Here is a 24,604-nt window from a genome sequence, read left to right as displayed (position 1 = left end):
TTTTCTATGGATAAATTAGCCGTTTTATACGCCGAACATATTGCAACACTGCAGCAGCGTACTCGTACTATTATTGAGCGTGAAGGATTAGAAGGTTTAGTGATCCATTCAGGACAAGCTAAACGTCAGTTTTTAGACGATATGTATTATCCGTTTAAAGTCAACCCGCATTTCAAAGCTTGGTTACCGGTCATCGATAATCCACACTGTTGGATTGTTGTGAATGGCAGTGATAAACCAAAACTGATTTTTTATCGCCCTGTCGATTTTTGGCACAAAGTACCAGATGAGCCACGAGATTTTTGGGCTGATTACTTTGATATCGAGCTATTATTACAGCCTGATCAAGTTGAAAAACTATTACCATACGATAAGGCGAAGTACGCTTATATCGGTGAATACCTAGAAGTAGCTCAAGCGCTAGGCTTTAGCATTATGAACCCAGAGCCGGTGCTCAATTACTTTAATTACCACCGTGCTTATAAAACTCAATACGAACTTGAATGCTTACGCCAAGCTAATCGTATTGCGGTTGATGGCCACAAAGCTGCGCGTGATACCTTTTTTAACGGTGGCTCTGAATTTGATATTCAGCAAGCGTATTTAATGGCCACTCGCCAAAGCGAAAACGAAATGCCGTATGGCAATATTGTTGCGCTTAACGAAAATTGCGCTATTTTGCACTACACTCATTTTGAGCCTCAAGCCCCAAAAGCACATCATTCGTTCTTAATTGATGCTGGCGCTAATTTTAATGGCTATGCTGCAGATATAACTCGTACTTATGATTTTAAAAAGTCGGGCGAGTTTGCCGAATTAATTGCCGCAATGACACAGCATCAAATTGCATTGGGTAAAGCACTGAAACCAGGTTTGTTATACGGTGAACTGCACTTAGATTGCCATCAACGTATTGCTCAGGTGCTTAGTGATTTTAATATTGTTAAGTTACCAGCCACTGAGATCGTTGAGCGCGGTATTACGTCGACTTTCTTTCCGCATGGGCTTGGCCATCATCTTGGTTTACAAGTGCACGATATGGGTGGTTTTATGGCTGATGAAAAGGGTACACATCAAGCGCCACCAGAAGGTCATCCATTCTTGCGTTGTACGCGCTTGATTGAGAAAAACCAAGTATTCACGATTGAACCTGGTTTGTACTTTATCGATTCATTACTTGGTGATTTAACGCAAACAGACAACAAGCAGTTTATTAACTGGGAAAAGGTTGAAGCGTTTAAACCATTTGGCGGTATTCGCATCGAGGACAACATTATTGTTCATGAAGATAGCTTAGAAAATATGACCCGTGATTTAGCATTAGATTAATCATCCGGTGTTAAAAGTTGGGGCCATATGGCCCCATTTTTTGCTTCATTATTTGGGTTTATCAAAGAATGTCAGAATATAAGTACCCAGCAGCAACCGTTTTTCATCAAGAAGAAATAAAAAAAGCACCTTTATTGTGCATATTGCTCATACGCCAGATTTAGCCTCGGCAAAAGCGTTTATCCGTGAGATTGAAAGTAAATATAGCGATGCTCGTCATAACTGTTGGGCGCATGTTGCAGGTAATCCTGGTGGTAGTCATGTTTATGGTTTCTCTGATGATGGTGAACCAAATGGTACTGCAGGCAAACCTATGCTTAATGTATTAATGGGATCTGGGCTTGGAGAAGTCACCGCGGTAGTTACTCGTTATTTTGGCGGTATAAAGCTGGGTACTGGCGGGTTAGTCAGAGCATATGGCGGCTCGCTAAATAATGCCTTGGCACATTTAACAACTACATTAAAAGTTCCTAGTGTTGAGCTGGTGGGCTGTAGTGATTACAGCGCGCAAGGAGCGATAGAGCAGTTACTAAAAACGCAATTTCAAGTACTTAACATAGAAAAGCAATTTACTGCTAATATAGAATGGGTTATTACTATAGATAGCCGCCAAGCCACACAAGCCATAAAAGATATTTATGATTTGAGCCATGGCGCGGTTGAGTTAAGTATTAAAGAGTAAGACAATAGCATTCACGCACTAATCATTACTTAATAAAAAAGCGATAGCTCAATGCAATTTCGTACCATCATAAAAATTCTCGGCCAACTGGTTGTACTGTTCAGTATCACTATGGTGCCGCCGGCAATTGTATCGCTCATTTATAAAGATGGTGGTGGCGTGCCATTTGTTCTCGCATTTATATTCAGTGTCATTATTGGTTTACTTGCATACTATCCAAATAGACGCGAGCAGGGAGATTTAAAAGCTCGCGAAGGTTTTTTAATTGTGGTGCTATTTTGGTTAGTTCTAGGGGCATTCGCATCTTTACCGCTGATTTTTTTACAAGAACCTAATTTATCATTAGCGGATGCGGTATTCGAAGCGTTTTCAGGGCTAACTACAACCGGTGCTACAGTGTTAACAGGCATTGAATATCTCCCTAAATCGGTATTGTTTTATCGCCAACAACTGCAATGGTTAGGCGGTATGGGGATAATCGTATTAGCGGTTGCAGTGCTACCCATGCTTGGCGTTGGTGGTATGCAGTTGTATCGAGCTGAAACTCCAGGGCCTGTAAAAGATTCCAAAATGACGCCACGTATTGCCGATACCGCAAAACATCTTTGGTATATTTATGTGTCGTTAACTATCGCGTGTACTTTAGCGTACTGGGCTGCCGGAATGAATTGGTTTGATGCTATTTGTCATTCATTTTCTACTGTTGCAATAGGCGGATTCTCTACTTACGATGCTTCTATGGGACATTTTGACAGTCCATTAATCAACTTTATTTGCGTGATATTTCTAATCATCGCTGCCGTTAATTTCACCTTGCATTACGCAGCTGTTTCGAGTCGAAATCTCAGAGTGTATATCCGCGACCCTGAGTTTAAAGTGTTTTTGTTTATTCAACTAGCGCTGGTGATAGTGTGTTTTACGGTACTGTCGTCCAATAACATATATGCAAACGGTGACGAAACGCTCGATCAGGCATTATTTCAAGCGGTATCAATTAGTACTACTGCGGGTTTTGCCACCGATAATTTTTCAGCATGGCCCTTATTCTTGCCTATTTTACTGATATTTTCGAGCTTTATTGGTGGTTGTGCAGGTTCCACTGGCGGCGGTATGAAAGTAGTCCGAGTGTTTTTACTTTATCTGCAAGGAATACGTGAGCTTAATCGGTTAGTGCATCCTCGTGCTATTTACTCTATTAAACTTGGTCGTAAGGCATTACCAGATAAAGTAGTTGAAGCCGTATGGGGATTTTTCTCTGCTTATGCGTTGGTATTTGTCATTATTATGTTAGCGTTAATGGGGACCGGTATGGATAACATAACGGCGTTCTCAGCCACCGCAGCTTGCTTAAATAACCTCGGCCCTGGTTTGGGGGATGTTGCGTCGCATTATGGCGCTATTAGTGATGGCGCTAAATGGCTATTAACCATTGCGATGGTGTTCGGGCGATTAGAGATATTCACCTTATTAGTGTTGTTTACACCGACCTTCTGGCGTGGTTAGTTTGTATAAAAGCGAGCACTTGTACAAGGTTATTTATAGTTGGAAAGGAAATGGCAAAAACAAGACAACAATTAAACTTAGAAAACCTTGCCTACATTAGTGCTGGTAGCATTGTTGATGTCGAAATATTAACACCCACAGCCAGTAAGCGAATTAAAACTGAATTTGTTGGTTTATTGCATGAGCGTTTTGTGATTTTAAATTATCCATCAGCCAAGCGCTTAAGTAACGCGGGTGAATATTTAAAAGATGGTGTTGTGGTGATCGTCAGAGCGGTGCTTGAAACCGGTGGCGGGCAAGTTATAGCATTTCGTCAGCAGGTTATGTCAGTGTCGTCGCACCTGGCACGGCTTATTTATTTAAATTTCCCAACTGAAGTGCAATTATTTAGTTTGCGATCACAAACTCGTATTCCCACATTATTAGCTGCAAAAATAAAGTTTAATGACGAACGCGAGATGCAAGGAGTTATTAAAGATATCTCAGTAACTGGGGTAATGTTTGATGTAAAAAGTAAAGCTGATCTCAGTGAATTAAAGAATACTCAGTGTCATATTATGCTCGATAAAAACAATAAAGGTGTTACTGAGTTTAGCGGACAAATATGCAGTGTTAAAAGCCATGCCACTAGCGCCCAGTTTGGTATTCAACTAACGGCAAGTGAAGACGAGATGAAAACTTTCATGAAAGACCACTTTATTGACCTTTCAGTGCTTGAGCCACTGGTGTAAATTTGTGCATATTCGCTGTTTTGCGACAAAATAGCGGATATACCGTAACCCACCTTAAAGAACTCTAAATTTATTTTTATTGTTATTAATTATCAGCAACATAGATTTTTTATTTATTTCAGTTGCTAATTTTCAGCTGGTTAATTTCAGCGCCTGTCACTCTTCTTGCCTATAAAAATATAAATACGAACACTGTAAGTACGGATCTGTGTCTTTTCTATTAAACCTAATTAATTGATTTTTATAAACTATATTTTATAGGTGGTTTACGTGTTGCTAAAAAGCAACAAAAAACACCGTAAATAGCCAGTCAAAAGTAAATTTTATTTTTAATAATTTGATTTTAAACGTTTTTTTAAATGTGGCACCGAAGTTGTAATAGTCTAGTTGTACAGAACGAAAATGTGATTAGCACATCGTTCGAAACCATAAACATTGAAGGAATATTTATTATGAACACATTAAATAAAACGTTGGCACTTATTGCTCTAGCATCTTCTTCAGCCGCATTTGCTGCAACAGACTTTGACACATTAGATGTTGATGGTAATGGCGCAATTAGCCAAAGTGAAGCTTCAGTTGATGCTGAGCTTATGAGCCAATTTGCAGAGCTTGATACCGACGGTAACGGCGAACTTTCAAAAGCAGAGTTTTCAAAAGCTTAATGTCGCTTTTTGACAGGGAAAAATGAAAAGGACTTCGTAACACACTATTCATCATCTCAGGTGAAAGGAGATAACCAATGAACATACTAAATAAAGCGATAGTACTTATTGCATTAACCTCTTCATCAGCAGCATTTGCTTTTGAGGCGTTAGACTTCGATACCCTTGATGTTGATGAAAATGGTGTGATCAGTCAAGTTGAAGCCGCAGAAGATGCTGAGCTTTTAAATAGATTTGCAGAGCGTGATACTGACCAAAACGGTGAGTTATCAAAAGAAGAGTTTTCAAAAGCTTAATAATTTAATACTGAGTTTATCCTGAGTTGCCAAAGACAACCTAAGTGGGCAGGGAACCCATGATAAAGGATAACAAGGAAGACTTTACTCGCATTGAAAACCAGTATTGAGACAAATTTTTTGATAGTACATTGAAGGAATATTAATTATGAACACATTAAATAAAACATTAGCACTTATTGCACTGGCATCTTCATCAGCGGCGTTTGCTGCTACCGATTTTGATACGCTAGATGTTGATGGGAATGGAGCTCTGAGCCAGCAAGAAGCATCAATGGGTGGTATTACATCTACAACATTTGCAGAGCTTGATACTGACCAAAACGGTGAGTTATCAAAAGAAGAGTTTTCAAAAGCTTAATAATTTAATACTGAGTTTATCCTGAGTTGCCAAAGACAACCTAAGTGGGCAGGGAACCCATGATAAAGGATAACAAGGAAGACTTTACTCGCATTGAAAACCAGTATTGAGACAAATTTTTTGATAGTACATTGAAGGAATATTAATTATGAACACATTAAATAAAACATTAGCACTTATTGCACTGGCATCTTCATCAGCGGCGTTTGCTGCTACCGATTTTGATACGCTAGATGTTGATGGGAATGGAGCTCTGAGCCAGCAAGAAGCATCAATGGGTGGTATTACATCTACAACATTTGCAGAGCTTGATACTGACCAAAACGGTGAGTTATCAAAAGAAGAGTTTTCAAAAGCTTAATAATTTAATACTGAGTTTATCCTGAGTTGCCAAAGACAACCTAAGTGGGCAGGGAACCCATGATAAAGGATAACAAGGAAGACTTTACTCGCATTGAAAACCAGTATTGAGACAAATTCTTTGATAGTACATTGAAGGAATATTAATTATGAACACATTAAATAAAACATTAGCACTTATTGCACTGGCATCTTCATCAGCGGCGTTTGCTGCTACCGATTTTGATACGCTAGATGTTGATGGCAACGGCGCAATCAGCCAAAGTGAAGCATCGGTTGATGCTGAGCTTATGAGTAAATTTGCAGAGCTTGATACAGACGGTAACGGTGAGCTCTCAAAAGCTGAGTTCGCAAAGGCCTAATTATAGCTTCCGCCTACAAGGAATTTTAAAAGGACTTTTACATTGATTACGTTCAAAAGCAGCCAATACCCCGGGCTGCTTTTTTTATGCCTGTGTGCTTCCTGTGCGGTTAAGTGCATTATTTACAACATAAATACATCAGCTTATTATCGTGGTATTAATTTATACATGGAAGTTGCTAATGTTAGAGATTATTAGTTTATATTCAGCACTAAGCGCGAGTATATGGATTGTTGCTGGGGTGTATATCGCTGGTAGGTGTTATCCAAACTATAGTCATGCAAAGCAATTTTGCAGCGAGCTCGGTGCTGCTGGCAGTCCCACGGAAAAACTATCCCCGCTTATTAATAACTATCCTCTTGGGTTACTATTTTGTTTATTTGGTTGGTATGTCGTACAGCTGGAAAATACCGCTATATTAATTATGTTGGTCGGTTGGCTTGTCATGATTCATGGTGTGGGTACCTGGATTGCCGGTTACTTCCCCATGGATGCGGATCCTAATACTAAAAACCCTACTTTGAGTTGCCAAATACATTCTTGGGCTGGCTTGGTAATGCTGCTGTCTTTGCTGATTGCGCCAATTTTTGTTGCTGTAAGTTCATATACCGGTATTTCATTTCGGCTTTTTTCAATTTTGTGTGTGTGTATTACCTGTTACTTTTTAGTTTTGTTGACGCAAGCATTTAAGCAAAAAGGCAGTGTAGGCACTTATCAACGATTAGCTTATGGTGTGCAGTTGTTGTGGTTGAGTGCATTTTCGTTGGTGCTTTAACCGTAAAATAATTTTTAATGGGAGTTTCAATGTCTGAATATGTAGCAAGTGTTGTGTGGTCTCGCCAAGCAGAAGAGTTGTTTATCGATAATAAATATAGCCGAGGTCACTTGTGGCAATTTGATGGTGGGGCAACTATTGCTGCATCCTCCTCACCGCATATCGTGCCACTGCCATATTCTGTGGCAGAAAGTGTCGACCCCGAAGAGGCATTTATTGCGTCATTGTCGAGCTGCCATATGTTATTTTTCTTATCTATTGCGGCAAAAAATAAGTTTATAGTTGATAGCTATCAAGATGATGCCGTTGGTTTGATGCAGCGCGCTAGTGATGGGCGTATGTCGATGACTCAAGTAACTTTAAAACCATGTGTGAAGTTTGCCGAAAATGAGCAACCTAGTGCAGAGCAATTAGAAGAAATGCATCACCAGGCTCATGAGTTATGTTTTATCGCCAATTCGGTGAAAACACATATTGTGATTGAAATTGTTGGTGCTTAATTAAATTGTAAGAATACCCAGAGCGTTAAAACTGCAATATCGTTGCTATTGTTTCGCATAATGGCAACAAAACACGAATTTTCATAAACTAACTGCGTTTTTATTTTTTACTTACCAAAATAAATTTAATTTCCCCTTACAATTCAGATTGTTAATTTATGAAAAAAATTTAATTTTTATCAGTTAAAGTTGCTGTTCAGTTGCGGTTAGGGTACTCATCTTTGAAAAAAACACTATTATCAGCATAGTTTATCGAGTTGTGTCATTTTTATAACTATTAACCATTTGATTTATATGGTTTTATAGGTTAACGCATAAATTTTGTTGCTAAACTGCAACAGAATAGTCCTTCTAAATTCCACGAAAACATCAAAATACAATGTAACTTAATGATTTTTAATGATAATAAATTGTTGGCACCGAAGTTGTAATACTCTAGTTGTCTTGAACGAAACGGTGATTATCACTTAAGTTCACAACCATAAACTTTGAAGGAATATTTATTATGAACACATTAAATAAAACATTAGCACTTATCGCATTAGCTTCTTCATCAGCAGCATTTGCAGGTACTGACTTTGACACCTTAGATGTTGATGGTAGCGGCACGATCAGCCAAAGCGAAGCGGCAGTTGATGCAAAATTAATGAGCCAGTTTGCTGAGTTAGATACTGATGGTAATGGTGAGCTTTCAAAAGCTGAGTTTTCTGAAGCGTAATCGCTTATTTTCATACAAGGATCTTTGCAAAGGACCTGCGCATTTGATTAAGCAAGCACACTAAATTTTGGAAGGAAGATAATTATGAACACACTAAATAAAACCTTAGCACTTATCGCGTTGGCATCATCATCAGCTGCTTTTGCAGCAACTGACTTCGATACTCTTGATGTTGATGGCAATGGTGTAATCAGCCAACAAGAAGCATCTGCTGATGCGACTATTTCAGCTAAGTTTGCTGAGCTTGATACTGACCAAAACGGTGAGTTATCAAAAGAAGAATTTTCAAAAGCGTAATTTCAGTTTCCACAAACAGGGATCTCTGAAAAGGATTTCTTTCTTTTAAATTATTAGGAATAACACTATGAAACATATTAATACAGCACTTGCTATTTTTGCCTTAGCGGCTTCATCAACTGCGTTTGCAGCAGTTAGTTTTGACACATTTGATACTGATGGAGACGGCGTGATTAGCCAAAAAGAAGCCTCTGTGAATGCACAGTTAGTTGAAATTTTTGCTGACTTAGATACAGATCAAAACGGTGAGCTATCGAAAGAAGAGTTTGCCAAAGTACAATAAACTGATAGAAATAACACTCCTACAAAAAAAGCAGCTTAGTTAAGCTGCTTTTTTTGGTTAACTTGAATGGTTATAAGCTGTAGTCAAACTGCAGGAGAATTTTCGCGGGCTGCCGTAGCGATATTGGTTATAAAAACCAATTTGGTTGTAATAAGTTTTATCAAATAAGTTATCAATATTTACGCTAACAGACATTTGTGAGTTAATTTGATAACTACTCATAAGGCTTGCGATGCCATAACTTGATTGCTCTACTTCAACTTGACCGTGAACTGGGTTTTTTACTTCATCATAGCTGCGACTTTGCCAGCGATAACCGCCACCGACTTTCAACCCTGTTAACAGGTGATCTAATTTATAAGTGGTAAATAACTTAAATTGATTTTTTGGGTTTGTGGTATTGAGGATGTCACCTTCGGGCGTTTCACCTTCGCTATAAGTGTAGCCAAAATAGCCATTCCAACTATCAGTAAATGCACCATTAAGTTCAAACTCAAGCCCTTGGGTGACCGTACCATCAATTGGTTGATAAATTGCCTGAAGAGTGTCTGGAATTGTTTCGCCAGTGTATTCGCCCACATTGTCTTGCTGAATTTCAAAACCCGATAGTGCAATGTCTAAACGCTCGTCCAATAATGAGGCCTTGATACCTAGCTCATAATTTTGACCTTGAATTGGGTCAAGGTAATTACCATTTTTATCGACGCGGCTTTGCGGGGTAAATATATCGGTGTAGTTAGCATAAAGTGCCCAATTATCTGCCAAGCTATAAGTAGCACCTAAATAATTGGTCAGCTCGTTATCTAATTTATAATCATGTTGGCTGCCAAAGTTATCTTGATTTGTTTGCCATTGATTTAAACGACTACCCAAAATAATAGATAGCGCATTAGTTACGTTAAACTGTGAAGCAAAATAAAGTGCGCTTTGCTTTGTCGTGCCATACGAGCCATAGGCAGGTGTGGTTTGCCAGTTAGGTTTTGGGTAGTCATAATCTGTTGCAGTAAAGTCGCCAATGACAGTCGGTGGCTGTTGGTTTGCAAAATAAGGCGTTGAAAAATCTTGATCTTGGTTGTTGTAACCAAAAAGCAATTGGTGGTTTTGCCCAAACCAGTTAAACCTACCTGCTAGCTCTATTTCATAGGTTCGTTGTATTCTTTTCGCATCAATATAATTTACTGAACCGAGCTTCATGCCTATATTCGTTTGTGAGTCAGGGTTACCTGTCGCCCAAAAAACATCGTAATGTAGGTCATTATTACCATATATATAGCTCGCACTTAGCTGCCAATTAGCATTGAAGTAATGCTCAATACTCATAAAGCTATTCAATGCTTTAGTTTTTGAAGATGACCAATTTGGCGCTGTTGAAGTTTCTCGGTCATAGTTAGTACGGCTGCCATCGCTATAAAAAATAGGTAGTCCACCCGACATCGTGCCTTTTGGGTCTGTGGTTTGCGTATCAACAGCAAAAGTTAACAGGGTACTATCAGTTAGGTCAGCTTCAACAATACCGTATAACGTGGTTTTTTCTTGGCTGAACCTGTCTTGATATGATTGCTGATCTTGATAGGCGAGTACGGCACGCGCACGCACGGTTTCACTGCTATTTAAACTACCCGATGCATCAACCACACCACGATAGTTTTGCCAAGAACCAACCGTTGCAGAAATATTTACTTGGTTATGCACAGTAGGGCGCTTACGTATTAAGTTAATTGCTGCTGATGGATTACCTGCACCGAGCATTAACCCTGTGGCACCCTGGACGACTTCAATGCGTTCAAAAATTGCTGTGTCTGTTAAATTATCGCCGTAATTAAAGCGGGTATCGTAGGTTGTTGCTATGCCATCATATAAAATACTGGTAACACTGATACCGCGCGCTGAAATTGAATATTTACCATTATCGGCCTCTCTTGCATTGATGCCGGTTACGCTGGTGATGGCTTCAATAGCACTATTTAATTGTTGATCGGCCATAAATTGACTGGTGATAGCGATAGCTGATTGCGGAGTTTGCAAGTGGCTGAGATCAAGCCCTGTTGCTGAGTTCATTGCACTTACTTTGTAGCCGCTATCTTGCTGGCCCACGATGGTTAGTTTTTCAATGTCGTTTTTAGCTTCGGCATTTGCATTCGTTGACAGTCCACACACAAGAATACCAATAACACTGCAATATGTAACACAAAGAGGGGTGTTTAAAGTTGGGTGTATCATTTGAAGAAATCCATTTATATTAAAAAATGTGAAATTAACTTCTCACAGAAAGAGAAAACGCTTGATTATCAAACAGCGTGAGAGTAATGGATTTGGGTACATAAGTAAATGCTTTTGAGATTGATTTTTATTTGCATGTGTTGGAGGTGGAAATTCACCTTTCGATACAGTTGCTTTGTGTCGAAAGGTGAGGAGTAACTTAGAGAAAGATAGCGCTAACTTGGAACAGTTTTTCAACTACGTTGATATGCTTTTTATCGATCAAGAACATAATGACGTGATCGCCTGAGTGAATTATCGTGTCGTCGTGGGCAATGAGTACATCATCATTACGGACAATCGCGCCAATCGTGGTACCTGCAGGCAGCTTAATATCAGCAATTGCACGGCCGACAACTTTAGAGGTATGTTCGTCGCCATGGGCCACCGCCTCAATGGCTTCTGCTGCGCCTTTACGTAATGAATACACATTAACAATATCACCGCGGCGAACATGGGTAAGCAGGGCAGAAATCGTGGCTTGCTGTGGTGAAATGGCAATATCAATTTCGCCACCTTGCACTAAATCAACATATGCACCGCGCTGAATAAGCACCATAGTTTTTTGCGCACCCATGCGTTTAGCGAGCATGGCTGACATAATATTAGCTTCATCATCATTGGTTACCGCGATGAATACATCAACTTGTTCGATGTGTTCTTCTGATAACAACTCCTGATCTGACGCATCACCACAAAACACCACTGTATTATCAAGCATTTCTGATAACTGCTCAGCACGTTCTTTATTTCGTTCAAGCAATTTTACGCTATGATTCTTTTCCAGAGAGCGAGCAAGCCCAGCACCAATATTACCGCCACCAGCAATCATAATTTTTTTGTATGAACGCTCTAATTTCTGTAGTTCATTCATTACTGCACGAATATGTTTGGTGGCAGCGAGGAAGAACACTTCATCATCCGCTTCAATTACTGTAGTACCCAGTGGTTTGATTGCTTTACCTTGGCGGTAAATCGCGGCAACACGAGTTTCAACATTAGGAATATGCTCTTTTAATGCTGACAATGCATAACCGACTAACAATCCACCGTAGTAAGCCTTTACCGCAACCAGCGAGAGCATGCCATCGCCAAACTCTAAAACTTGTAACGCACCAGGATAATCAATCAAGCGACGAATATACTTAGTCACTAGTTGCTCTGGAGCAATATAGTGGTCAACAGGTAAATCATCGTTTTGAAAGAGCTTTTCGCGGTACTTTAAGTATTGCTCAGAACGGATCCGAGCAATTTTAGTCGGCGTATTAAAAATACTATACGCGACTTGGCAAGCGACCATGTTCACTTCATCTGAACTGGTCACTGCGATGATCATATCGGCGTCTTCCGCACCGGCGCGGCGTAATACATCAGGGTGGGCACTATGACCTGTAACACCCTGTAGATCGTATTTATCTTGTAACTCACGTAATCGGTTGCCATCAATATCAACAACCGTGATTTCGTTTTGTTCACCTACCAGGTTTTCAGCGAGTGTACCGCCTACTTGTCCTGCACCGAGTATGATTATTTTCATGGTTTACTAAAAGCTTCTTATGAGTGTGTTTTTATAAGCTTGGCATAATAAAATCCGTCACTCTCACCAGGCAGTAACTGCAGCCCAGGGTTGCTTGGGGTATCGTTATCATGTAGCGGGGTATGTTCAACATCGTTATTATTTGCTAAAAATTTAGCGACTTGCTGTTGGTTCTCTTGTGGTAATACCGAGCAGGTTGCATAAATTAGCGTGCCACCTGGTTTCAATAATGGCCAAATGCTATTGAGAATATCGCCCTGGAGTGTCGCCAGATCATTGATATCTGATGCACGACGTAGCCATTTGATATCTGGGTGACGACGAATTACACCCGTTGCAGAGCAAGGAACGTCTAATAGAATACGGTCAAACTGTTGCTCATCCCACCATTTGTGTGGCTGCGAAGCATCGGCACATTGTAAATCAGCGCCTAAGCCAATTCTTTCAAGGTTTTGCTTTACACGTTCAAGGCGGGTGGCATCGCTATCAAGTGCCAGTACATCAGCATCTGCGAGTTCTAGAATGTGACAGGTTTTACCACCGGTGCTGCGCAGGCATCTAGAATATGCTCGTCAGCTTTTGGATCTAACAAGCGTGCCGCAAGCTGTGCTGCTGCATCTTGTACTGAACATGCGCCGGTGTCGAATTCAGGCAACGAAAACACATCGCGCGGTTTATCCAGCTTAATACCATCAGGGAAATCAGGATTGAGTGTATGTTCAATGTCATTAGCAGTGAGCATTTCGCTATATTCAGCGGTGCTATATTGCGCTTGGTTAACACGCAACCACATTGGTGCTTGCTGCTGGTTCGCTTCTAGTAGAGCTTGCCAAGAGTCAGGGTAAGCTTCAGTTACTTGTTTGATAAACCAGTTTGGGTGGTTGTATAAACACACTGGTATTTGCTTGGCTTTTTCTTCCAGCTCTACTTGCTGGCGCTGAAAGCTGCGTAAAATAGCGTTGATCAAGCCTTTTAAACCCAATGCGCGCAGTTGTTCTAATGCATTAACCGTTTCGCTAATGGCTGCATGCGGTGGAACCCGCATATGTTGTAGTTGGTAAATGCCCACATACAGTAAGAACTGGAATATACGGCGCTTACCTTTAAGTGGCTGCTCAACTAAATGTTGACAATAATTTTCTAAACTTGGTAAATAACGCAGTACGCCGTAACAAATTTGCTGTAATAACGCTTTATCTTTAGGTGGTAAACCTTGGCTGGCAAAAGGCAGCTCTTGATTTAATGAGGCGCCTTTATCAACCACGTTATATAAAGTTTCGGCGGCAAGTGCCCTGACATTACTCATTGTGTTCGCCTATTCGTGTGCCAGGAGTTACCCAGTCTGCTCGACCATTTAAAAAGTCAGTAATGGCCATTGGCTTTTTACCTTGTGGTTGTACTTGAGTGATATTAAGTGCGTTAGTACCACAGGCAATCACAATGCCGTGTTTATCGCTTTGTAATACCATGCCTGCCGTGCCTTGCTGGTCAACAACATTAGCTTGATAAACTTTTACAGTGTGTTCACCCATTTGGGTAAAACAGACCGGCCATGGATTGAATGAGCGGATATTACGCTCTATTTGCGCTGCGTCCATCGACCAATCAATATTTGCTTCGTCTTTAGATAGCTTTTTAGCGTAATTGGCAAGCTCGTCATTTTGTACTTGCGGGGTAATTTCGCCATTAGCTAACTTAGTAATGGTGTCTATTAGTGCGCTTGGGCCTAAATCGGCAAGCTTAGCGTATAAACTTGCACTTGTTTCAGTGGCGGTAATAGGGCAGCGGCTAATATGCAGCATGTCGCCGGTATCTAGGCCTTCATCCATTTGCATTATGGTGACGCCAGTCTCTTCATCGCCCGCCCAGATAGCGCGTTGAATCGGCGCGGCACCACGCCAGCGCGGTAAAATTGAGCCGTGTACATTTAAACAACCAAGCCGTGGCGCCTCTAAAATTGCTTTTGGTAACAGTAATCCATAAGCGACCACGATCATAAGGTCAGCATTTAAGCTGCTTAGTTCAGCCAGAGCGTCGTCACTTTTTAATGAGGCAGGTTGAAACACTGCTAAATCATTGGCCAGTGCTAGCTCTTTCACTTCACTGGCTTTGAGTTTTTTACCGCGCCCTGCTGGACGGTCGGGTTGGCTATACACGCCAACAATTTGATGCTCTGAGTCGATAAGAGCTTGTAAATGGCGCGCAGCAAAGTCTGGCGTACCGGCAAAAATAATGCGTAATGGTTGTGTCACTGAACTTCCTAATTATTACTAAGGTATTATTGCGCTGCTAACTTAGCTTCTTTTTCAAGTTTTTTACGAATACGTTGGCGCTTTAACGGTGATAAGTAATCGATAAATAGTTTACCCTGTAAATGGTCAAGCTCATGCTGGATGCAAATTGCTAGTAGCTCATCAGCATCTAAACTAAACTCTTCGCCATTTTCGTTTAATGCGGTCACTGTTACAGTTTCTGCGCGGTCAACTTTTGCATAAGAGTGTGGCACAGATAAACAGCCTTCTTCACTTACCGTGGTGCCATCTTGTTTAGTGATTGTCGGGTTGATCAATACTAACGGTTTATCACGTTCTTCTGATACGTCAATGACCACAATACGTTGATGAATATCGACTTGAGTCGCAGCTAATCCAATGCCGTTTTCATCATACATAGTTTCCAGCATGTCTTTTACAATTTGGCGAATTTGGTCGTCAACTTGCACCACTTCTTTTGCTATTGTACGTAAACGCTCATCTGGAAATCTTAAAACTTCTAACCTAGCCATAGTAACCTTTTTCACTTGTGCTTAATTTAGGGTATTGTATGCTCTTATTTTAGCCATTCGCGTTCACCTTTAACAGGTTTTGGTTGATAATAATGAAAAAACACCACAAGGAAGCTCAATGAAATACCCATTACTCGCGGCAATGTTGGCATTAAGTGCTACTTTCCCATCCTTAGCAGATGTATTAACTATAAAAAAAGATGCGCCTAAACAATACGTTGTGAAAAAGGGCGATACACTTTGGGATATTTCAGGGGTTTATTTGCAAGAGCCTTGGCAGTGGCCGGAACTTTGGCAAATGAATCCACAAATTAATAATCCACACCTAATTTACCCAGGGGATGCACTGTCTTTAATCTATGATGAGCACGGTAATCCACGTTTGGTGATTAATCAGGGTTATAAAAAGCTTTCTCCACATGGTCGAATTGTACAAAAAGGTAAAAATGCGATCCCTACTTTACCTCTTGAGCTGCTGCGTCCTTACCTAATCTATGAGCAAGCACTAAATGCTGATGACATTGCCGATAAACCTTATATTTTAGGAGCCAATGTCAACACTAAAATGAATACCGAAGGCCATATAGTTTATGTTAAAGGTGAGCTGAAATTACACGAGTCATACGCTATTTACCGCAAGGGCGAAGCATATGTTGATCCGCAAACAAACGAAGTGTTGGCTAATAAAGCACAATTAGTGGCGGTGGGTCGTGTATTTAGAAAAGGTGATATTGCCAATGGTGTACCTGCTTCAGTTAAAATTGAACAGGTAAAGAGAGAGATCAAAGCGGGTGATTTTTTAATGCCTGCGATAGAAGGTCAGCTATTACCTGCGTATTTTAATATTCATCGTCCTGAGCAGCCAGTGCAAGGTGAAATCATCGCATCAGTGAGTGGATTACGAGAATTCAGCACAATGGATATTGTAGTGCTAAACTTAGGGTCAGAGCAGCAAATTAAAGAAGGCCACATTTTAGATATTGAGCGTCAATCACCGACTGTTTTTGATGGTCGTAATGGCCCACGCTACAAAGAAGATTCAAATAGCCTTGAAAAGTTAGTAACAAACGCCAACGAATTTTTTGGCGTAGAGGCAGATGCCGACACGACTGTGTGGCATATGCCAAAAGAACAGGTCGGTCAGCTAATGGTGTTTAAAGTTTATAAAAACGTTAGTTATGCCTTAATCGTAAAAAACCAGCACCCAATCCGAGTCGGTGATTTTGCAGTTATAAATTAATTCAGGTTTGAGTGCTCTAAGGAGGGAGCATGAAAGATTCATCAGGCAAGCTAACCCATTGGCTTGCCTTTTATTTATGTAAAGGCTTAGGTGTTAAAACCTTATTGGCATTGGCACAAAAACTGCCATTAGATGATTTGTTTGAGCTGACTCATGAGCAGCTTACCGGTCATGGTTTAAGCCCGCATGTCGCCACTAATTTACTGGCAACCGATTGGCAGCAAGTTGACTATTATCAACAGATAATTGTTAACTCACAGATAACCGCAATTGATTACTTCGATCCTCACTATCCACCATTATTAAAAGAAATTGCTAGCGCGCCTTTATTGCTATTTTGCCGAGGCAATTTAGAGTTATTGACCAGTCCGCAAATCGCTATTGTTGGAAGCCGCAATGCCACGCCAATCGGTTTAGAGATCGCCGCTGAATTTGCTCATCAACTCACTTTGGCAGGATTAACGGTAACTTCCGGAATGGCGCTTGGTATTGATGGTGCTGCCCACAAAGGAGCGCTGGCGGGCAATGGTAAAACCATTGCAGTGCTTGGTACTGGAGTGGATGTTTATTATCCTAAACGGCATAAGTTACTCACCGATCAAGTATCCGAACGGGGGATGTTGGTGAGCGAGTTTTTACCCGGTACAGCCGCTAATGCTAATAACTTCCCAAGACGTAATCGTATAATATCTGGTTTGTCATTAGGTGTGTTGATTGTCGAGGCTGAAATAAAAAGCGGTTCGCTTATCACCGTGCGGTATGCGCTGGAGCAAAACAAAGAAGTTTTTGCAGTGCCTGGTTCAATTAAAAATCCACTCTCTGAAGCCAGTCACTTTTTAATTAAACAAGGTGCAAAGCTGGTGGAAAATGTCAGTGATATTCTAGACGAAGTGAGCTTTTTCTGCGAAAACAGTCTATATACTATAGAAGAAGCAACGGTTGATGAACCTGCCTGCGAAATACTAAACAGTGTTGGTTTTGAAGTAACAGCTGTTGATTTAATTGCTCAGCGTAGCCAGTGGCCAATAGATAAAGTGCAAGCACGTTTACTTGATCTTGAATTGGAAGATAGAGTAGAGCGTGTATTAGATGGCTATATTAGAGTTCGATAAGCTTAGTGTGGAGGAAAGTAACATGTTCGATATCCTCATGTATCTGTTTGAAAACTACATTCACAGCGAAGCCGAAGTCTTTGTTGAGCATAATGAACTCACTGACGAATTATTACGTGCCGGCTTTAATAAGCCCGAAATATACAAAGCACTTGATTGGCTTGAGCAGCTTGCTGACTTGCAGCACAGTGATGAATTCCCTTATTTAAACCGCCTCCCACAACATGCGATACGTATTTTCACCGATAGTGAATGCCACATGCTGAGCGTAGAGTGTCGGGGCTTTTTAATGTTTGTAGAACAAGTCGGAGTGATCAACAGCGCAACGCGTGAAATGGTTATGGATCGTTTGTTCGCATTAGATAAATCTTATATATCACTTGATGATTTAAAATGGGTGGTACTTATGGTGTTGTTTAATGTGCCAGGCTCAGAGCAAGCTTATGCACAAATGGAAGAACTTATTTTTGATGAGCCGGCAGAGGTACTACATTAAGCAAGTGCTGCGCTTGTATCTTTAATTAGTTTGGGTATATTAGGCGAAAATTAGTCAGCTGCTTAGGGAACACATGAGTAAAATCGACCAATCGCTTTTTTCTGCAAATCAACATGCCTTAGAAAAAGAATACGAAGTGTGCCCTAAATGCGGTTCAGAGCTTGTGATCCGCAACAGTAAATCAGGTCCTTTCCTTGGCTGTGCGAGTTATCCCGAATGTGATTTTATTCGCTCGCTTGCTCAACATGATACTCAACAAATCAAAGTACTTGATGATAGCCCTTGTCCAGAGTGTGGTAATCCGCTAGTAGTGAAGAATGGCCGCTATGGTATGTTTATTGGCTGTACGGGTTATCCTGAGTGTCACTATATTGCTCATGATGAGCCTGAGCCAAATGAAGAAGTTTTACCTGCTTGCCCTAAGTGTAAAAAAGGCCAGTTAGTGGCGCGTAGTAATAAATTTGGTAAAACATTTTATTCATGTAATAGCTATCCAAGTTGTAAATACACACTCAATCACAAACCAGTTAGCCATATCTGCCCCGCGTGCCAATGGCCAGTAATGATGCAAAAGCAAATGACCAATAGTGTTGTGCTACAATGCCCTCAGAAAAGTTGCTCGCATAAATTCACGGTGAGCGAATAATTACCGGCTTTAATTTTATTGTATTTGGAGATTTTCAGTGACTGATACTACCTCAGTTCCTTTAACTGCCCTTGCTGCTGTGTCGCAAGGCGGGGTTATTGTTTACCCAACCGAAGCTGTTTATGGCTTAGGCTGTGACCCCGATAATCAGCAAGCTGTGGAGCGCTTACTTGCAATAAAGCAGCGGCCATTTGAAAAAGGCTTAATTTTAATTGCCGATAATTATGGGCAATTATTAAAGTATGTTGATGATGCAAAAATTCCGATGGATAAACGCGCTGATATTTTTTCCAGCTGGCCCGGCGCAATTACTTGGGTTATGCCAGCGGCTAAAGGTACGCCTAAATGGTTAACAGGACAATTTGATAGTATTGCTGTGCGTGTAACTAATCACCCAACAGTAAAGCGCTTATGCCAAGAATTAGGCAAACCTCTTGTGTCTACTAGTGCTAACTTATCAGGACATGATACGGTCACTAGTATTGCAATGGCTAAAAGTGAGTTTGGCGAGCTGGTGGCATTTTATGTAGATGAACCACTTGGTGGTAACACGCAGCCTAGCACTATTAAAGATGTAATGACCGGCAAAGTATTTAGAGGATAACCATGCACAGCAATTTACTCGAACAAGTAAAAACCTACCTGATGGCCTTGCAAGACACAATTTGCCAAGGTTTAGAGCAAGCTGATGGCCAAGCCAAGTTTGTAGAAGACAGTTGGCAGCGCGAAGAAGGCGGTGGTGGGCGAACTCGTGTTATTCGTGGTGGCAATGTGATCGAGCAAGGTGGGGTGAACTACTCGCATGTGTTTGGTGCTTCGATGCCGGCATCGGCAACTGCGCATCGTCCAGAACTTGCTGGTCGTAGCTTCCATGCCTGTGGTGTCTCGCTAGTGATCCACCCAAACAATCCACATATTCCAACGAGCCACGCTAACGTACGCTTTTTCATTGCAGAAAAGCAAGGTGAGGAGCCTATTTGGTGGTTTGGTGGTGGTTTTGACTTAACGCCATTTTATCCTGAGCTTGAAGATGTTCAACATTGGCATCAAGTCGCGCATGATTTATGTGCGCCGTTTGGAGATGAGGTTTACCCTAAATATAAAAAATGGTGTGACGAGTATTTTTACCTAAAACATCGCGATGAAACGCGCGGTGTCGGCGGTTTATTCTTTGATGATTTGAATGAAGCCAGGTTTGAGCAAAGCTTTGCCTTTATGCAAGCAGTAGGCAATGGCTTTTTAGGGGCTTATTTACCTATTATTGAACGTAGAAAAGCAACCCCATTTACTGAGCAGCAACGAGACTTCCAACTTTATCGTCGTGGCCGTTATGTTGAGTTTAACTTAGTGTGGGATCGTGGCACTTTATTTGGCTTGCAAAGTGGCGGACGTACAGAATCAATATTAATGTCGATGCCGCCGCTAGCGCGTTGGGAATATAACTATACACCCGAAGAAGGCAGTGCTGAAAATAAGCTATACGCTGACTTTTTAAAACCAAGAGACTGGTTAGGGCTAGCATAGTAAGCAGGCTGCCAGTCAATATCTGGTTTATTGACTGGCAACTTTAAGTATTACATCAATTTAAAGCTTCTTACTTGCTCATCCAGTGAACGCGCTAGATTTAACAGCTCCTCACTTACTTTTTGGTTATCGTTAGCATCCACTAATGACCGCTCAGCGTTATCACTAATACCAATAACACTCCTATTTATTTCCTCTGCGGCTAAGTTTTGTTGTTCTGTCGCGTCGGCTATTTGAATATTAAGTTGATTTATTTCATTCATCTGCATAGAAATATCTTTTAAAGCTTGAGCAACATTTTTTACTTGTTGCGCTCTAGCATCAGCCTCCTCACACGATTCACCCATGGTTTTAACCGTTTGCGCCGCTTCGGATTGTAGTTTGTCGATTGTGCGACGAATTTCATCGGTGGATGCATGAGTACGAGTTGCCAATGTACGTACTTCATCAGCCACCACAGCAAAGCCCCGCCCAGCTTCACCTGCACGTGCGGCTTCAATCGCAGCATTAAGAGCTAACAAATTGGTCTGTTCAGCAATACTGCTAATCACTTCGAGTACTTTTCCTACCTCAAGTGTTTGTACTTGTAGTTGACTTACTTGCGCTGCAGCTTGGCGAACATCGTCTGCCAATTGATTAATACTGAGTTCTGTTTGTTCAGCAACATGCATACTTTGTTGTGCAAGTTCATTACTGTTTTCTGATTTTTCAGAGGCAAAGTGAGTGGTGTTTTTTACTTCATTAGAGGAGCTCTCTAGTTCGTTTATAGCAGCTGCCACGGAGTCTGTATTTTTCTTTTGCTCTAAAATAGCGCGCTCAGTAGTATCCGCTGAGGTATAAATTTTTTCTGCTGAGTGGATCAATACTTTTGATGAATGAGATACTTGAGCAATATTATCTTTAAAGGTAGCGATCATCTTATTAAAGCTGGTGGCGAGCCAACCCAGTTCATCTTCAGCGCTATCGTCAATTCGCAGGCTTAAATCTTTGTTGGTTGTAGCTAAATGCATAGCATGACCTAGCTTTTTAAGGCGTACAATAAAAATTTGTCTAAACATAATGCCCAGTAATACAAAGGCAATAATAAAAATAATAGAGAGTAATGCGGTATTTACTAGGGTGTTGTAAGTCACCGCATTATCAATATCAGCTAATGAGTAACTAATTTTAACTACGCCGAGTACATCACCTTCTTGTGCTTGATGACAGCCAAGGCAATTAGTGCCTTTATAATCGCTACTGGCAAACATAGGGCGCAGAAAAGTTATACTGCGGCTATTATTTTGCTGATCAATTAGCAATGTTTCCTTGCCTTTTAAAGCCTCGCGTTCGATATCGTTGCTCGGCGCTTGATTTTTATTGCCCGGCCCATAAAGTTTATTAACAATTGGGGAGCGAATAATATGCGCATCTTCAATATTTGGGTGCTTGCGTAGTTTTTGGCTTAATAGCTCTCTATTTGCCATGGTGCCTGTGATCATCAAAGTATTGATAGAGTCAAAGTAGTTATCAGCAAGAAGCTTAATATTTTCTGCAACAGTGTCTTGCGCAAGCGTTCGTTGTTGGCTTGAGCTACTAAGAATACTGGCAATTAACACAATAATGCCTGTTAGGGCCAATAGGGCATAAATTTTATGTTGGATTGATTTCACACGCACGACGCTTTTTCTAAATATTTGATCACGTATTATCTATATTTAAAAAAAGGCCGTTTTGACTTAGCGCAAATAACGTGCAGTTAAAGAGAAGTGCTAGTGCTGATTAATCATATGACTGGCAAGTTGTGCCAAAGATTTACGTAACCCTTCTCGTAATAAGGGATTATCAATTTCCGCGTCTAACGCTTTATTCATGCAATACATCCATTGATCTCGTAAATCTTGATCAATTGGAAAAGGCATATGGCGTTTACGCAGCATAGGGTGACCATGCTTTTCAACAAACAAGTCTGGGCCGCCTAACCACCCTGATAAAAACTCAAAAAACACTTGGCGAATACGGTCCAATGGTTGAGGATGCATATCATATAACGGTTTAGCGTATTCATCGCTGGCCATAATGTCGTAGAATCGATTCGCAAGTGCTAAAGCACCAGCTTCTCCACCCATCAGTTGATAAGGTGTTTTTTCTGGCGTTGGTGCTTGCTGTTGTTCTGGTGGTTTCGATTTTGAAAAGAATCGTTTAATCATAGTTTTATCATCATTAATTAGCAGTAAGTTACGAGGTAATGTTACTGCACAAAGAGGTTGCTCAAATATGGACAAATATGCAGTTTTTGGAAATCCTATTAAACACTCAAAATCCCCTGCGATACATCAGCAATTTGCAACCTCATTGGGCGAACAAATCGAATACAGCGCAATATTAGCACCGATTGATGGTTTTAAAAAAGCCGTGGCCGATTTTTTTGCCACAGGCGGTAAAGGAGCTAATGTTACAGTGCCATTTAAAGAGCAAGCATTTGCGCTAGTTGATGAGCGAACTGAATTGGCAACCATTGTCGGAGCAGTAAATACTATTAAGTTATTAGATGATGGGCGCTTGCTAGGTGACAACACCGATGGCATTGGTTTTGTGAACGATCTGCTTGCGAATCAGGTTACCATTAAAGATAAACGGGTCTTACTTATAGGTGCCGGAGGCGCTGCACGTGGCGTGGTTTTACCGTTATTGGCACAACAGCCGAGTGAAATCATTATAGTCAATCGTACGGCAGCAAAAGCTAAGGAACTAGCTGAATTATTTGCCCAATACGGTAATGTAACTGGCTATGGTTTTGATGATTTGCCAGTAAGTGATTACTCGCTAATTGTAAACTCTACATCTAGCAGTATGCTTGGTGAATTGCCTGCGCTTGATAAAAAACACCTTGATGGCTGTGAACATGTTTATGATATGTTTTATTCACAGCAAAATACGCTGTTTATGCAATGGGCTCAGGGCTATAAGGCTAATATTAACGTACTTGATGGAAGTGGCATGCTAGTAGGGCAAGCTGCACAAGCCTATTTTGTGTGGCGCAATAATATGCCTGAAATACTCCCTGTTGTTCGGGCATTAAAAACCGGAGAGCTTGCATGAATCAAGCAATCCAATTTATCGACCGATTTGAATTTAACGTACAATCCCAGCTGTTAACGTTTTTTGCTCAAGTAAGTGGCTTAATGGTTGAATGTGTCATTGACACACACACGCTAGCATTGGCAGACCAACAAGCTGCAAAGTTACATTTTGAACAGGCGCGTTTTGACTATGAAGATATAGCCGAGCAACTAATCGAGAATGAAGAATATAACTCGGCAGGACAAATCATTGTTTCAGTGCTGAGTTAATCCTCAGCTAGATACTCATCTTTAAGCTCAACATAATTAGTTGCTGATATTTTTAAAAAACTCAGCTCTTGCTCGGTTAAAGGGCGCGCCTGCTTTACTGGACTACCCACATAGAGAAAGCCCGATTCCAAGCGCTTGTTTGGTGGGACTAATGAACCGCCACCAATTATCACATCATCTTCAACAATGGCATTATCCATTACAATCGCGCCCATGCCGACTAAAATACGATTCCCCAAACAACAGCCGTGCAACATAACCTTGTGACCAACGGTAACATCATCACCAATAATTAATGGATAACCATCTGGGTTACTTTTACTGGCACGCGTTAGATGTAACACGCTGCCGTCTTGCACGTTAGTACGTTCACCAATGCGTATATAGTTAACGTCCCCTCGTGCTGCTACTAATGGCCATACACTACTATCTTCACCTAATGTGATATCACCAACTAAAACAGCCGACTCATCTATATAAACAGACTGGTTAAAACGAGGAGTAATTCCTTTATAAGAACGGATTGCCATAAAACACCTAATAAATTAAGAATAAGTTCAATAGTAAGAGGTAAATAGTGTAGCAGTAGAGCCTATAAAATGGCCAGCTAGGATCTGTGCTGTATACTAAACTAGCACTTTTGAGCTGTTTAGCGCGTAAATTGAACGAACAGCACTTTATTTCAAGTTTTCTTTAAAAAACGCTTGCGTAAAATTCGCCGCGCCCTATAATGCGACCCCACTGAGACGGCAGACAGCAACGCTTAGCGAGGCAAGAGTTAATCAGTTAGTCGAGTAAAACTTGAGTTTAG

Annotated in this window: 28 protein-coding genes and 2 pseudogenes; 22 read left to right on the top strand and 8 right to left on the bottom strand. The window is 40.9% G+C overall.

Going from position 1 to position 24,604, the window contains the following annotated elements:
• The first annotated feature begins 6 nt into the window (after positions 1-6).
• From pepQ to P4S61_RS08345, 14 genes and pseudogenes are all read left to right on the top strand, one after another.
• Positions 7-1,329: a Xaa-Pro dipeptidase gene (gene pepQ, locus P4S61_RS08410; protein ID WP_145241740.1), complete on the top strand. Its 1,323-nt coding sequence runs from the start codon at positions 7-9 to the stop codon at positions 1,327-1,329.
• A gap of 68 nt (positions 1,330-1,397) precedes the next feature.
• Positions 1,398-2,011, top strand: a pseudogene (locus P4S61_RS08405) (YigZ family protein).
• A 51-nt stretch (positions 2,012-2,062) separates the two neighbouring features.
• Positions 2,063-3,514 (top strand): TrkH family potassium uptake protein, encoded by a 1,452-nt coding sequence (locus tag P4S61_RS08400; protein WP_145241744.1) that lies wholly within the window; start codon positions 2,063-2,065, stop codon positions 3,512-3,514.
• Between the two features lie 50 nt (positions 3,515-3,564).
• Positions 3,565-4,245, top strand: a complete 681-nt coding sequence (locus tag P4S61_RS08395; protein ID WP_337118117.1) for a flagellar brake protein — start codon at positions 3,565-3,567, stop codon at positions 4,243-4,245.
• 452 nt (positions 4,246-4,697) lie between these two features.
• The gene (locus P4S61_RS08390) at positions 4,698-4,910 is read left to right on the top strand and encodes a calmodulin (protein ID WP_145241748.1); all 213 of its coding nucleotides are present in this window, start codon (positions 4,698-4,700) and stop codon (positions 4,908-4,910) included.
• A 77-nt stretch (positions 4,911-4,987) separates the two neighbouring features.
• Positions 4,988-5,206 (top strand): calmodulin, encoded by a 219-nt coding sequence (locus P4S61_RS08385; RefSeq protein ID WP_145241750.1) that lies wholly within the window; start codon positions 4,988-4,990, stop codon positions 5,204-5,206.
• Between the two features lie 148 nt (positions 5,207-5,354).
• Complete coding sequence (locus P4S61_RS08380; protein ID WP_145241752.1) at positions 5,355-5,567, top strand: calmodulin; 213 nt, start codon at positions 5,355-5,357, stop codon at positions 5,565-5,567.
• Between the two features lie 148 nt (positions 5,568-5,715).
• The gene (locus P4S61_RS08375; RefSeq protein WP_145241752.1) at positions 5,716-5,928 is read left to right on the top strand and encodes a calmodulin; all 213 of its coding nucleotides are present in this window, start codon (positions 5,716-5,718) and stop codon (positions 5,926-5,928) included.
• Between the two features lie 148 nt (positions 5,929-6,076).
• On the top strand, positions 6,077-6,289 hold the full coding sequence (locus tag P4S61_RS08370) for a calmodulin (RefSeq protein WP_145241754.1): 213 nt from the start codon (positions 6,077-6,079) through the stop codon (positions 6,287-6,289).
• Between the two features lie 181 nt (positions 6,290-6,470).
• A complete protein-coding gene (locus P4S61_RS08365; RefSeq protein ID WP_149983182.1) occupies positions 6,471-7,064 on the top strand; it encodes a DUF998 domain-containing protein in 594 nt (197 codons plus the stop codon).
• A gap of 29 nt (positions 7,065-7,093) precedes the next feature.
• The gene (locus tag P4S61_RS08360) at positions 7,094-7,564 is read left to right on the top strand and encodes an OsmC family protein (RefSeq protein WP_182718499.1); all 471 of its coding nucleotides are present in this window, start codon (positions 7,094-7,096) and stop codon (positions 7,562-7,564) included.
• Between the two features lie 505 nt (positions 7,565-8,069).
• Positions 8,070-8,282 carry a calmodulin gene (locus P4S61_RS08355; protein WP_145241758.1) on the top strand — a complete coding sequence of 71 codons (213 nt, stop codon included), beginning with the start codon at positions 8,070-8,072 and terminating at the stop codon, positions 8,280-8,282.
• 84 nt (positions 8,283-8,366) lie between these two features.
• Positions 8,367-8,579, top strand: a complete 213-nt coding sequence (locus P4S61_RS08350; protein WP_145241760.1) for a calmodulin — start codon at positions 8,367-8,369, stop codon at positions 8,577-8,579.
• Positions 8,580-8,646: 67 nt separating this feature from the next.
• Complete coding sequence (locus P4S61_RS08345) at positions 8,647-8,862, top strand: EF-hand domain-containing protein (protein ID WP_145241762.1); 216 nt, start codon at positions 8,647-8,649, stop codon at positions 8,860-8,862.
• Positions 8,863-8,919: 57 nt separating this feature from the next.
• On the opposite strand, the gene P4S61_RS08340 is transcribed toward P4S61_RS08345, so the two are convergent.
• The 5 genes and pseudogenes from P4S61_RS08340 to def form a co-directional block, all read right to left on the bottom strand.
• Positions 8,920-11,082 (bottom strand): TonB-dependent siderophore receptor, encoded by a 2,163-nt coding sequence (locus tag P4S61_RS08340; RefSeq protein ID WP_337118116.1) that lies wholly within the window; start codon positions 11,080-11,082, stop codon positions 8,920-8,922.
• A gap of 199 nt (positions 11,083-11,281) precedes the next feature.
• Positions 11,282-12,658, bottom strand: a complete 1,377-nt coding sequence (gene trkA, locus P4S61_RS08335) for a Trk system potassium transporter TrkA (RefSeq protein ID WP_064668279.1) — start codon at positions 12,656-12,658, stop codon at positions 11,282-11,284.
• Between the two features lie 17 nt (positions 12,659-12,675).
• A pseudogene (rsmB, locus tag P4S61_RS08330) lies at positions 12,676-13,964 on the bottom strand (16S rRNA (cytosine(967)-C(5))-methyltransferase RsmB).
• Positions 13,957-14,910, bottom strand: coding sequence for a methionyl-tRNA formyltransferase (fmt, locus tag P4S61_RS08325; RefSeq protein WP_337118115.1), 954 nt, complete (start codon positions 14,908-14,910; stop codon positions 13,957-13,959). Before fmt ends, rsmB begins: the two are co-directional and overlap by 8 nt.
• Before the next feature lie 26 nt (positions 14,911-14,936).
• The gene (def, locus tag P4S61_RS08320) at positions 14,937-15,443 is read right to left on the bottom strand and encodes a peptide deformylase (protein WP_182735374.1); all 507 of its coding nucleotides are present in this window, start codon (positions 15,441-15,443) and stop codon (positions 14,937-14,939) included.
• A 118-nt stretch (positions 15,444-15,561) separates the two neighbouring features.
• Between def and P4S61_RS08315 the strand changes: the two genes are divergently transcribed.
• The 6 genes from P4S61_RS08315 (at position 15,562) to hemF (ending at position 20,461) form a co-directional block, all read left to right on the top strand.
• A complete protein-coding gene (locus tag P4S61_RS08315) occupies positions 15,562-16,683 on the top strand; it encodes a LysM peptidoglycan-binding domain-containing protein (protein WP_145241768.1) in 1,122 nt (373 codons plus the stop codon).
• 29 nt (positions 16,684-16,712) lie between these two features.
• On the top strand, positions 16,713-17,795 hold the full coding sequence (gene dprA / locus P4S61_RS08310) for a DNA-processing protein DprA (protein WP_337118114.1): 1,083 nt from the start codon (positions 16,713-16,715) through the stop codon (positions 17,793-17,795).
• 22 nt (positions 17,796-17,817) lie between these two features.
• Positions 17,818-18,291 (top strand): DUF494 family protein, encoded by a 474-nt coding sequence (locus P4S61_RS08305; protein ID WP_145241772.1) that lies wholly within the window; start codon positions 17,818-17,820, stop codon positions 18,289-18,291.
• Positions 18,292-18,364: 73 nt separating this feature from the next.
• Positions 18,365-18,937 carry a DNA topoisomerase family protein gene (locus P4S61_RS08300; RefSeq protein WP_182718494.1) on the top strand — a complete coding sequence of 191 codons (573 nt, stop codon included), beginning with the start codon at positions 18,365-18,367 and terminating at the stop codon, positions 18,935-18,937.
• A 37-nt stretch (positions 18,938-18,974) separates the two neighbouring features.
• On the top strand, positions 18,975-19,541 hold the full coding sequence (locus P4S61_RS08295; RefSeq protein WP_182731936.1) for an L-threonylcarbamoyladenylate synthase: 567 nt from the start codon (positions 18,975-18,977) through the stop codon (positions 19,539-19,541).
• A gap of 2 nt (positions 19,542-19,543) precedes the next feature.
• Positions 19,544-20,461, top strand: coding sequence for an oxygen-dependent coproporphyrinogen oxidase (gene hemF, locus P4S61_RS08290; protein WP_337118113.1), 918 nt, complete (start codon positions 19,544-19,546; stop codon positions 20,459-20,461).
• Positions 20,462-20,511: 50 nt separating this feature from the next.
• Here the strand turns inward: hemF and P4S61_RS08285 are convergent, their stop codons facing one another.
• Together P4S61_RS08285 and P4S61_RS08280 are read right to left on the bottom strand one after the other, a co-directional pair.
• On the bottom strand, positions 20,512-22,113 hold the full coding sequence (locus tag P4S61_RS08285) for a methyl-accepting chemotaxis protein (RefSeq protein WP_145241780.1): 1,602 nt from the start codon (positions 22,111-22,113) through the stop codon (positions 20,512-20,514).
• Between the two features lie 99 nt (positions 22,114-22,212).
• Entirely contained in the window at positions 22,213-22,650 is a 438-nt protein-coding gene (locus tag P4S61_RS08280; RefSeq protein ID WP_145241782.1) for a group II truncated hemoglobin, read from the bottom strand.
• 67 nt (positions 22,651-22,717) lie between these two features.
• On the opposite strand from P4S61_RS08280, the gene aroE reads away from it, so the two are divergent.
• Positions 22,718-23,542: a shikimate dehydrogenase gene (gene aroE, locus P4S61_RS08275; RefSeq protein ID WP_145241784.1), complete on the top strand. Its 825-nt coding sequence runs from the start codon at positions 22,718-22,720 to the stop codon at positions 23,540-23,542.
• Positions 23,539-23,793 (top strand): DUF1488 domain-containing protein, encoded by a 255-nt coding sequence (locus P4S61_RS08270; protein ID WP_145241786.1) that lies wholly within the window; start codon positions 23,539-23,541, stop codon positions 23,791-23,793. Before aroE ends, P4S61_RS08270 begins: the two co-directional genes overlap by 4 nt.
• On the opposite strand, the gene P4S61_RS08265 is transcribed toward P4S61_RS08270, so the two are convergent.
• A complete protein-coding gene (locus tag P4S61_RS08265) occupies positions 23,790-24,323 on the bottom strand; it encodes a gamma carbonic anhydrase family protein (RefSeq protein ID WP_149983193.1) in 534 nt (177 codons plus the stop codon). The genes P4S61_RS08270 and P4S61_RS08265 overlap by 4 nt on opposite strands.
• Positions 24,324-24,604 lie beyond the last annotated feature (281 nt).

Source organism: Pseudoalteromonas sp. B160 (assembly GCF_037162485.1).
Taxonomy (GTDB): Bacteria; Pseudomonadota; Gammaproteobacteria; order Enterobacterales; family Alteromonadaceae; genus Pseudoalteromonas; species Pseudoalteromonas rhizosphaerae.
Note: the sequence above shows the minus strand (reverse complement) of the source record. Positions and strands in the feature narration are given on the sequence as shown.

Bases quoted from the DNA above. Each gene is read 5' to 3' on its own strand.
- P4S61_RS08280 (WP_145241782.1), bottom strand. From the start codon at position 22,650: ATGATTAAACGATTCTTTTCAAAATCGAAACCACCAGAACAACAGCAA.
- dprA (WP_337118114.1), top strand. From the start codon at position 16,713: ATGAAAGATTCATCAGGCAAGCTAACCCATTGGCTTGCCTTTTATTTA.
- P4S61_RS08365 (WP_149983182.1), top strand. From the start codon at position 6,471: ATGTTAGAGATTATTAGTTTATATTCAGCACTAAGCGCGAGTATATGG.
- P4S61_RS08350 (WP_145241760.1), top strand. From the start codon at position 8,367: ATGAACACACTAAATAAAACCTTAGCACTTATCGCGTTGGCATCATCA.
- P4S61_RS08375 (WP_145241752.1), top strand. From the start codon at position 5,716: ATGAACACATTAAATAAAACATTAGCACTTATTGCACTGGCATCTTCA.
- hemF (WP_337118113.1), top strand. From the start codon at position 19,544: ATGCACAGCAATTTACTCGAACAAGTAAAAACCTACCTGATGGCCTTG.
- P4S61_RS08395 (WP_337118117.1), top strand. From the start codon at position 3,565: ATGGCAAAAACAAGACAACAATTAAACTTAGAAAACCTTGCCTACATT.
- aroE (WP_145241784.1), top strand. From the start codon at position 22,718: ATGGACAAATATGCAGTTTTTGGAAATCCTATTAAACACTCAAAATCC.
- P4S61_RS08385 (WP_145241750.1), top strand. From the start codon at position 4,988: ATGAACATACTAAATAAAGCGATAGTACTTATTGCATTAACCTCTTCA.
- P4S61_RS08300 (WP_182718494.1), top strand. From the start codon at position 18,365: ATGAGTAAAATCGACCAATCGCTTTTTTCTGCAAATCAACATGCCTTA.
- P4S61_RS08380 (WP_145241752.1), top strand. From the start codon at position 5,355: ATGAACACATTAAATAAAACATTAGCACTTATTGCACTGGCATCTTCA.
- P4S61_RS08400 (WP_145241744.1), top strand. From the start codon at position 2,063: ATGCAATTTCGTACCATCATAAAAATTCTCGGCCAACTGGTTGTACTG.
- P4S61_RS08265 (WP_149983193.1), bottom strand. From the start codon at position 24,323: ATGGCAATCCGTTCTTATAAAGGAATTACTCCTCGTTTTAACCAGTCT.
- P4S61_RS08340 (WP_337118116.1), bottom strand. From the start codon at position 11,082: ATGATACACCCAACTTTAAACACCCCTCTTTGTGTTACATATTGCAGT.
- def (WP_182735374.1), bottom strand. From the start codon at position 15,443: ATGGCTAGGTTAGAAGTTTTAAGATTTCCAGATGAGCGTTTACGTACA.
- P4S61_RS08305 (WP_145241772.1), top strand. From the start codon at position 17,818: ATGTTCGATATCCTCATGTATCTGTTTGAAAACTACATTCACAGCGAA.
- P4S61_RS08345 (WP_145241762.1), top strand. From the start codon at position 8,647: ATGAAACATATTAATACAGCACTTGCTATTTTTGCCTTAGCGGCTTCA.
- P4S61_RS08270 (WP_145241786.1), top strand. From the start codon at position 23,539: ATGAATCAAGCAATCCAATTTATCGACCGATTTGAATTTAACGTACAA.
- P4S61_RS08390 (WP_145241748.1), top strand. From the start codon at position 4,698: ATGAACACATTAAATAAAACGTTGGCACTTATTGCTCTAGCATCTTCT.
- P4S61_RS08360 (WP_182718499.1), top strand. From the start codon at position 7,094: ATGTCTGAATATGTAGCAAGTGTTGTGTGGTCTCGCCAAGCAGAAGAG.
- P4S61_RS08370 (WP_145241754.1), top strand. From the start codon at position 6,077: ATGAACACATTAAATAAAACATTAGCACTTATTGCACTGGCATCTTCA.
- pepQ (WP_145241740.1), top strand. From the start codon at position 7: ATGGATAAATTAGCCGTTTTATACGCCGAACATATTGCAACACTGCAG.
- P4S61_RS08315 (WP_145241768.1), top strand. From the start codon at position 15,562: ATGAAATACCCATTACTCGCGGCAATGTTGGCATTAAGTGCTACTTTC.
- trkA (WP_064668279.1), bottom strand. From the start codon at position 12,658: ATGAAAATAATCATACTCGGTGCAGGACAAGTAGGCGGTACACTCGCT.
- P4S61_RS08355 (WP_145241758.1), top strand. From the start codon at position 8,070: ATGAACACATTAAATAAAACATTAGCACTTATCGCATTAGCTTCTTCA.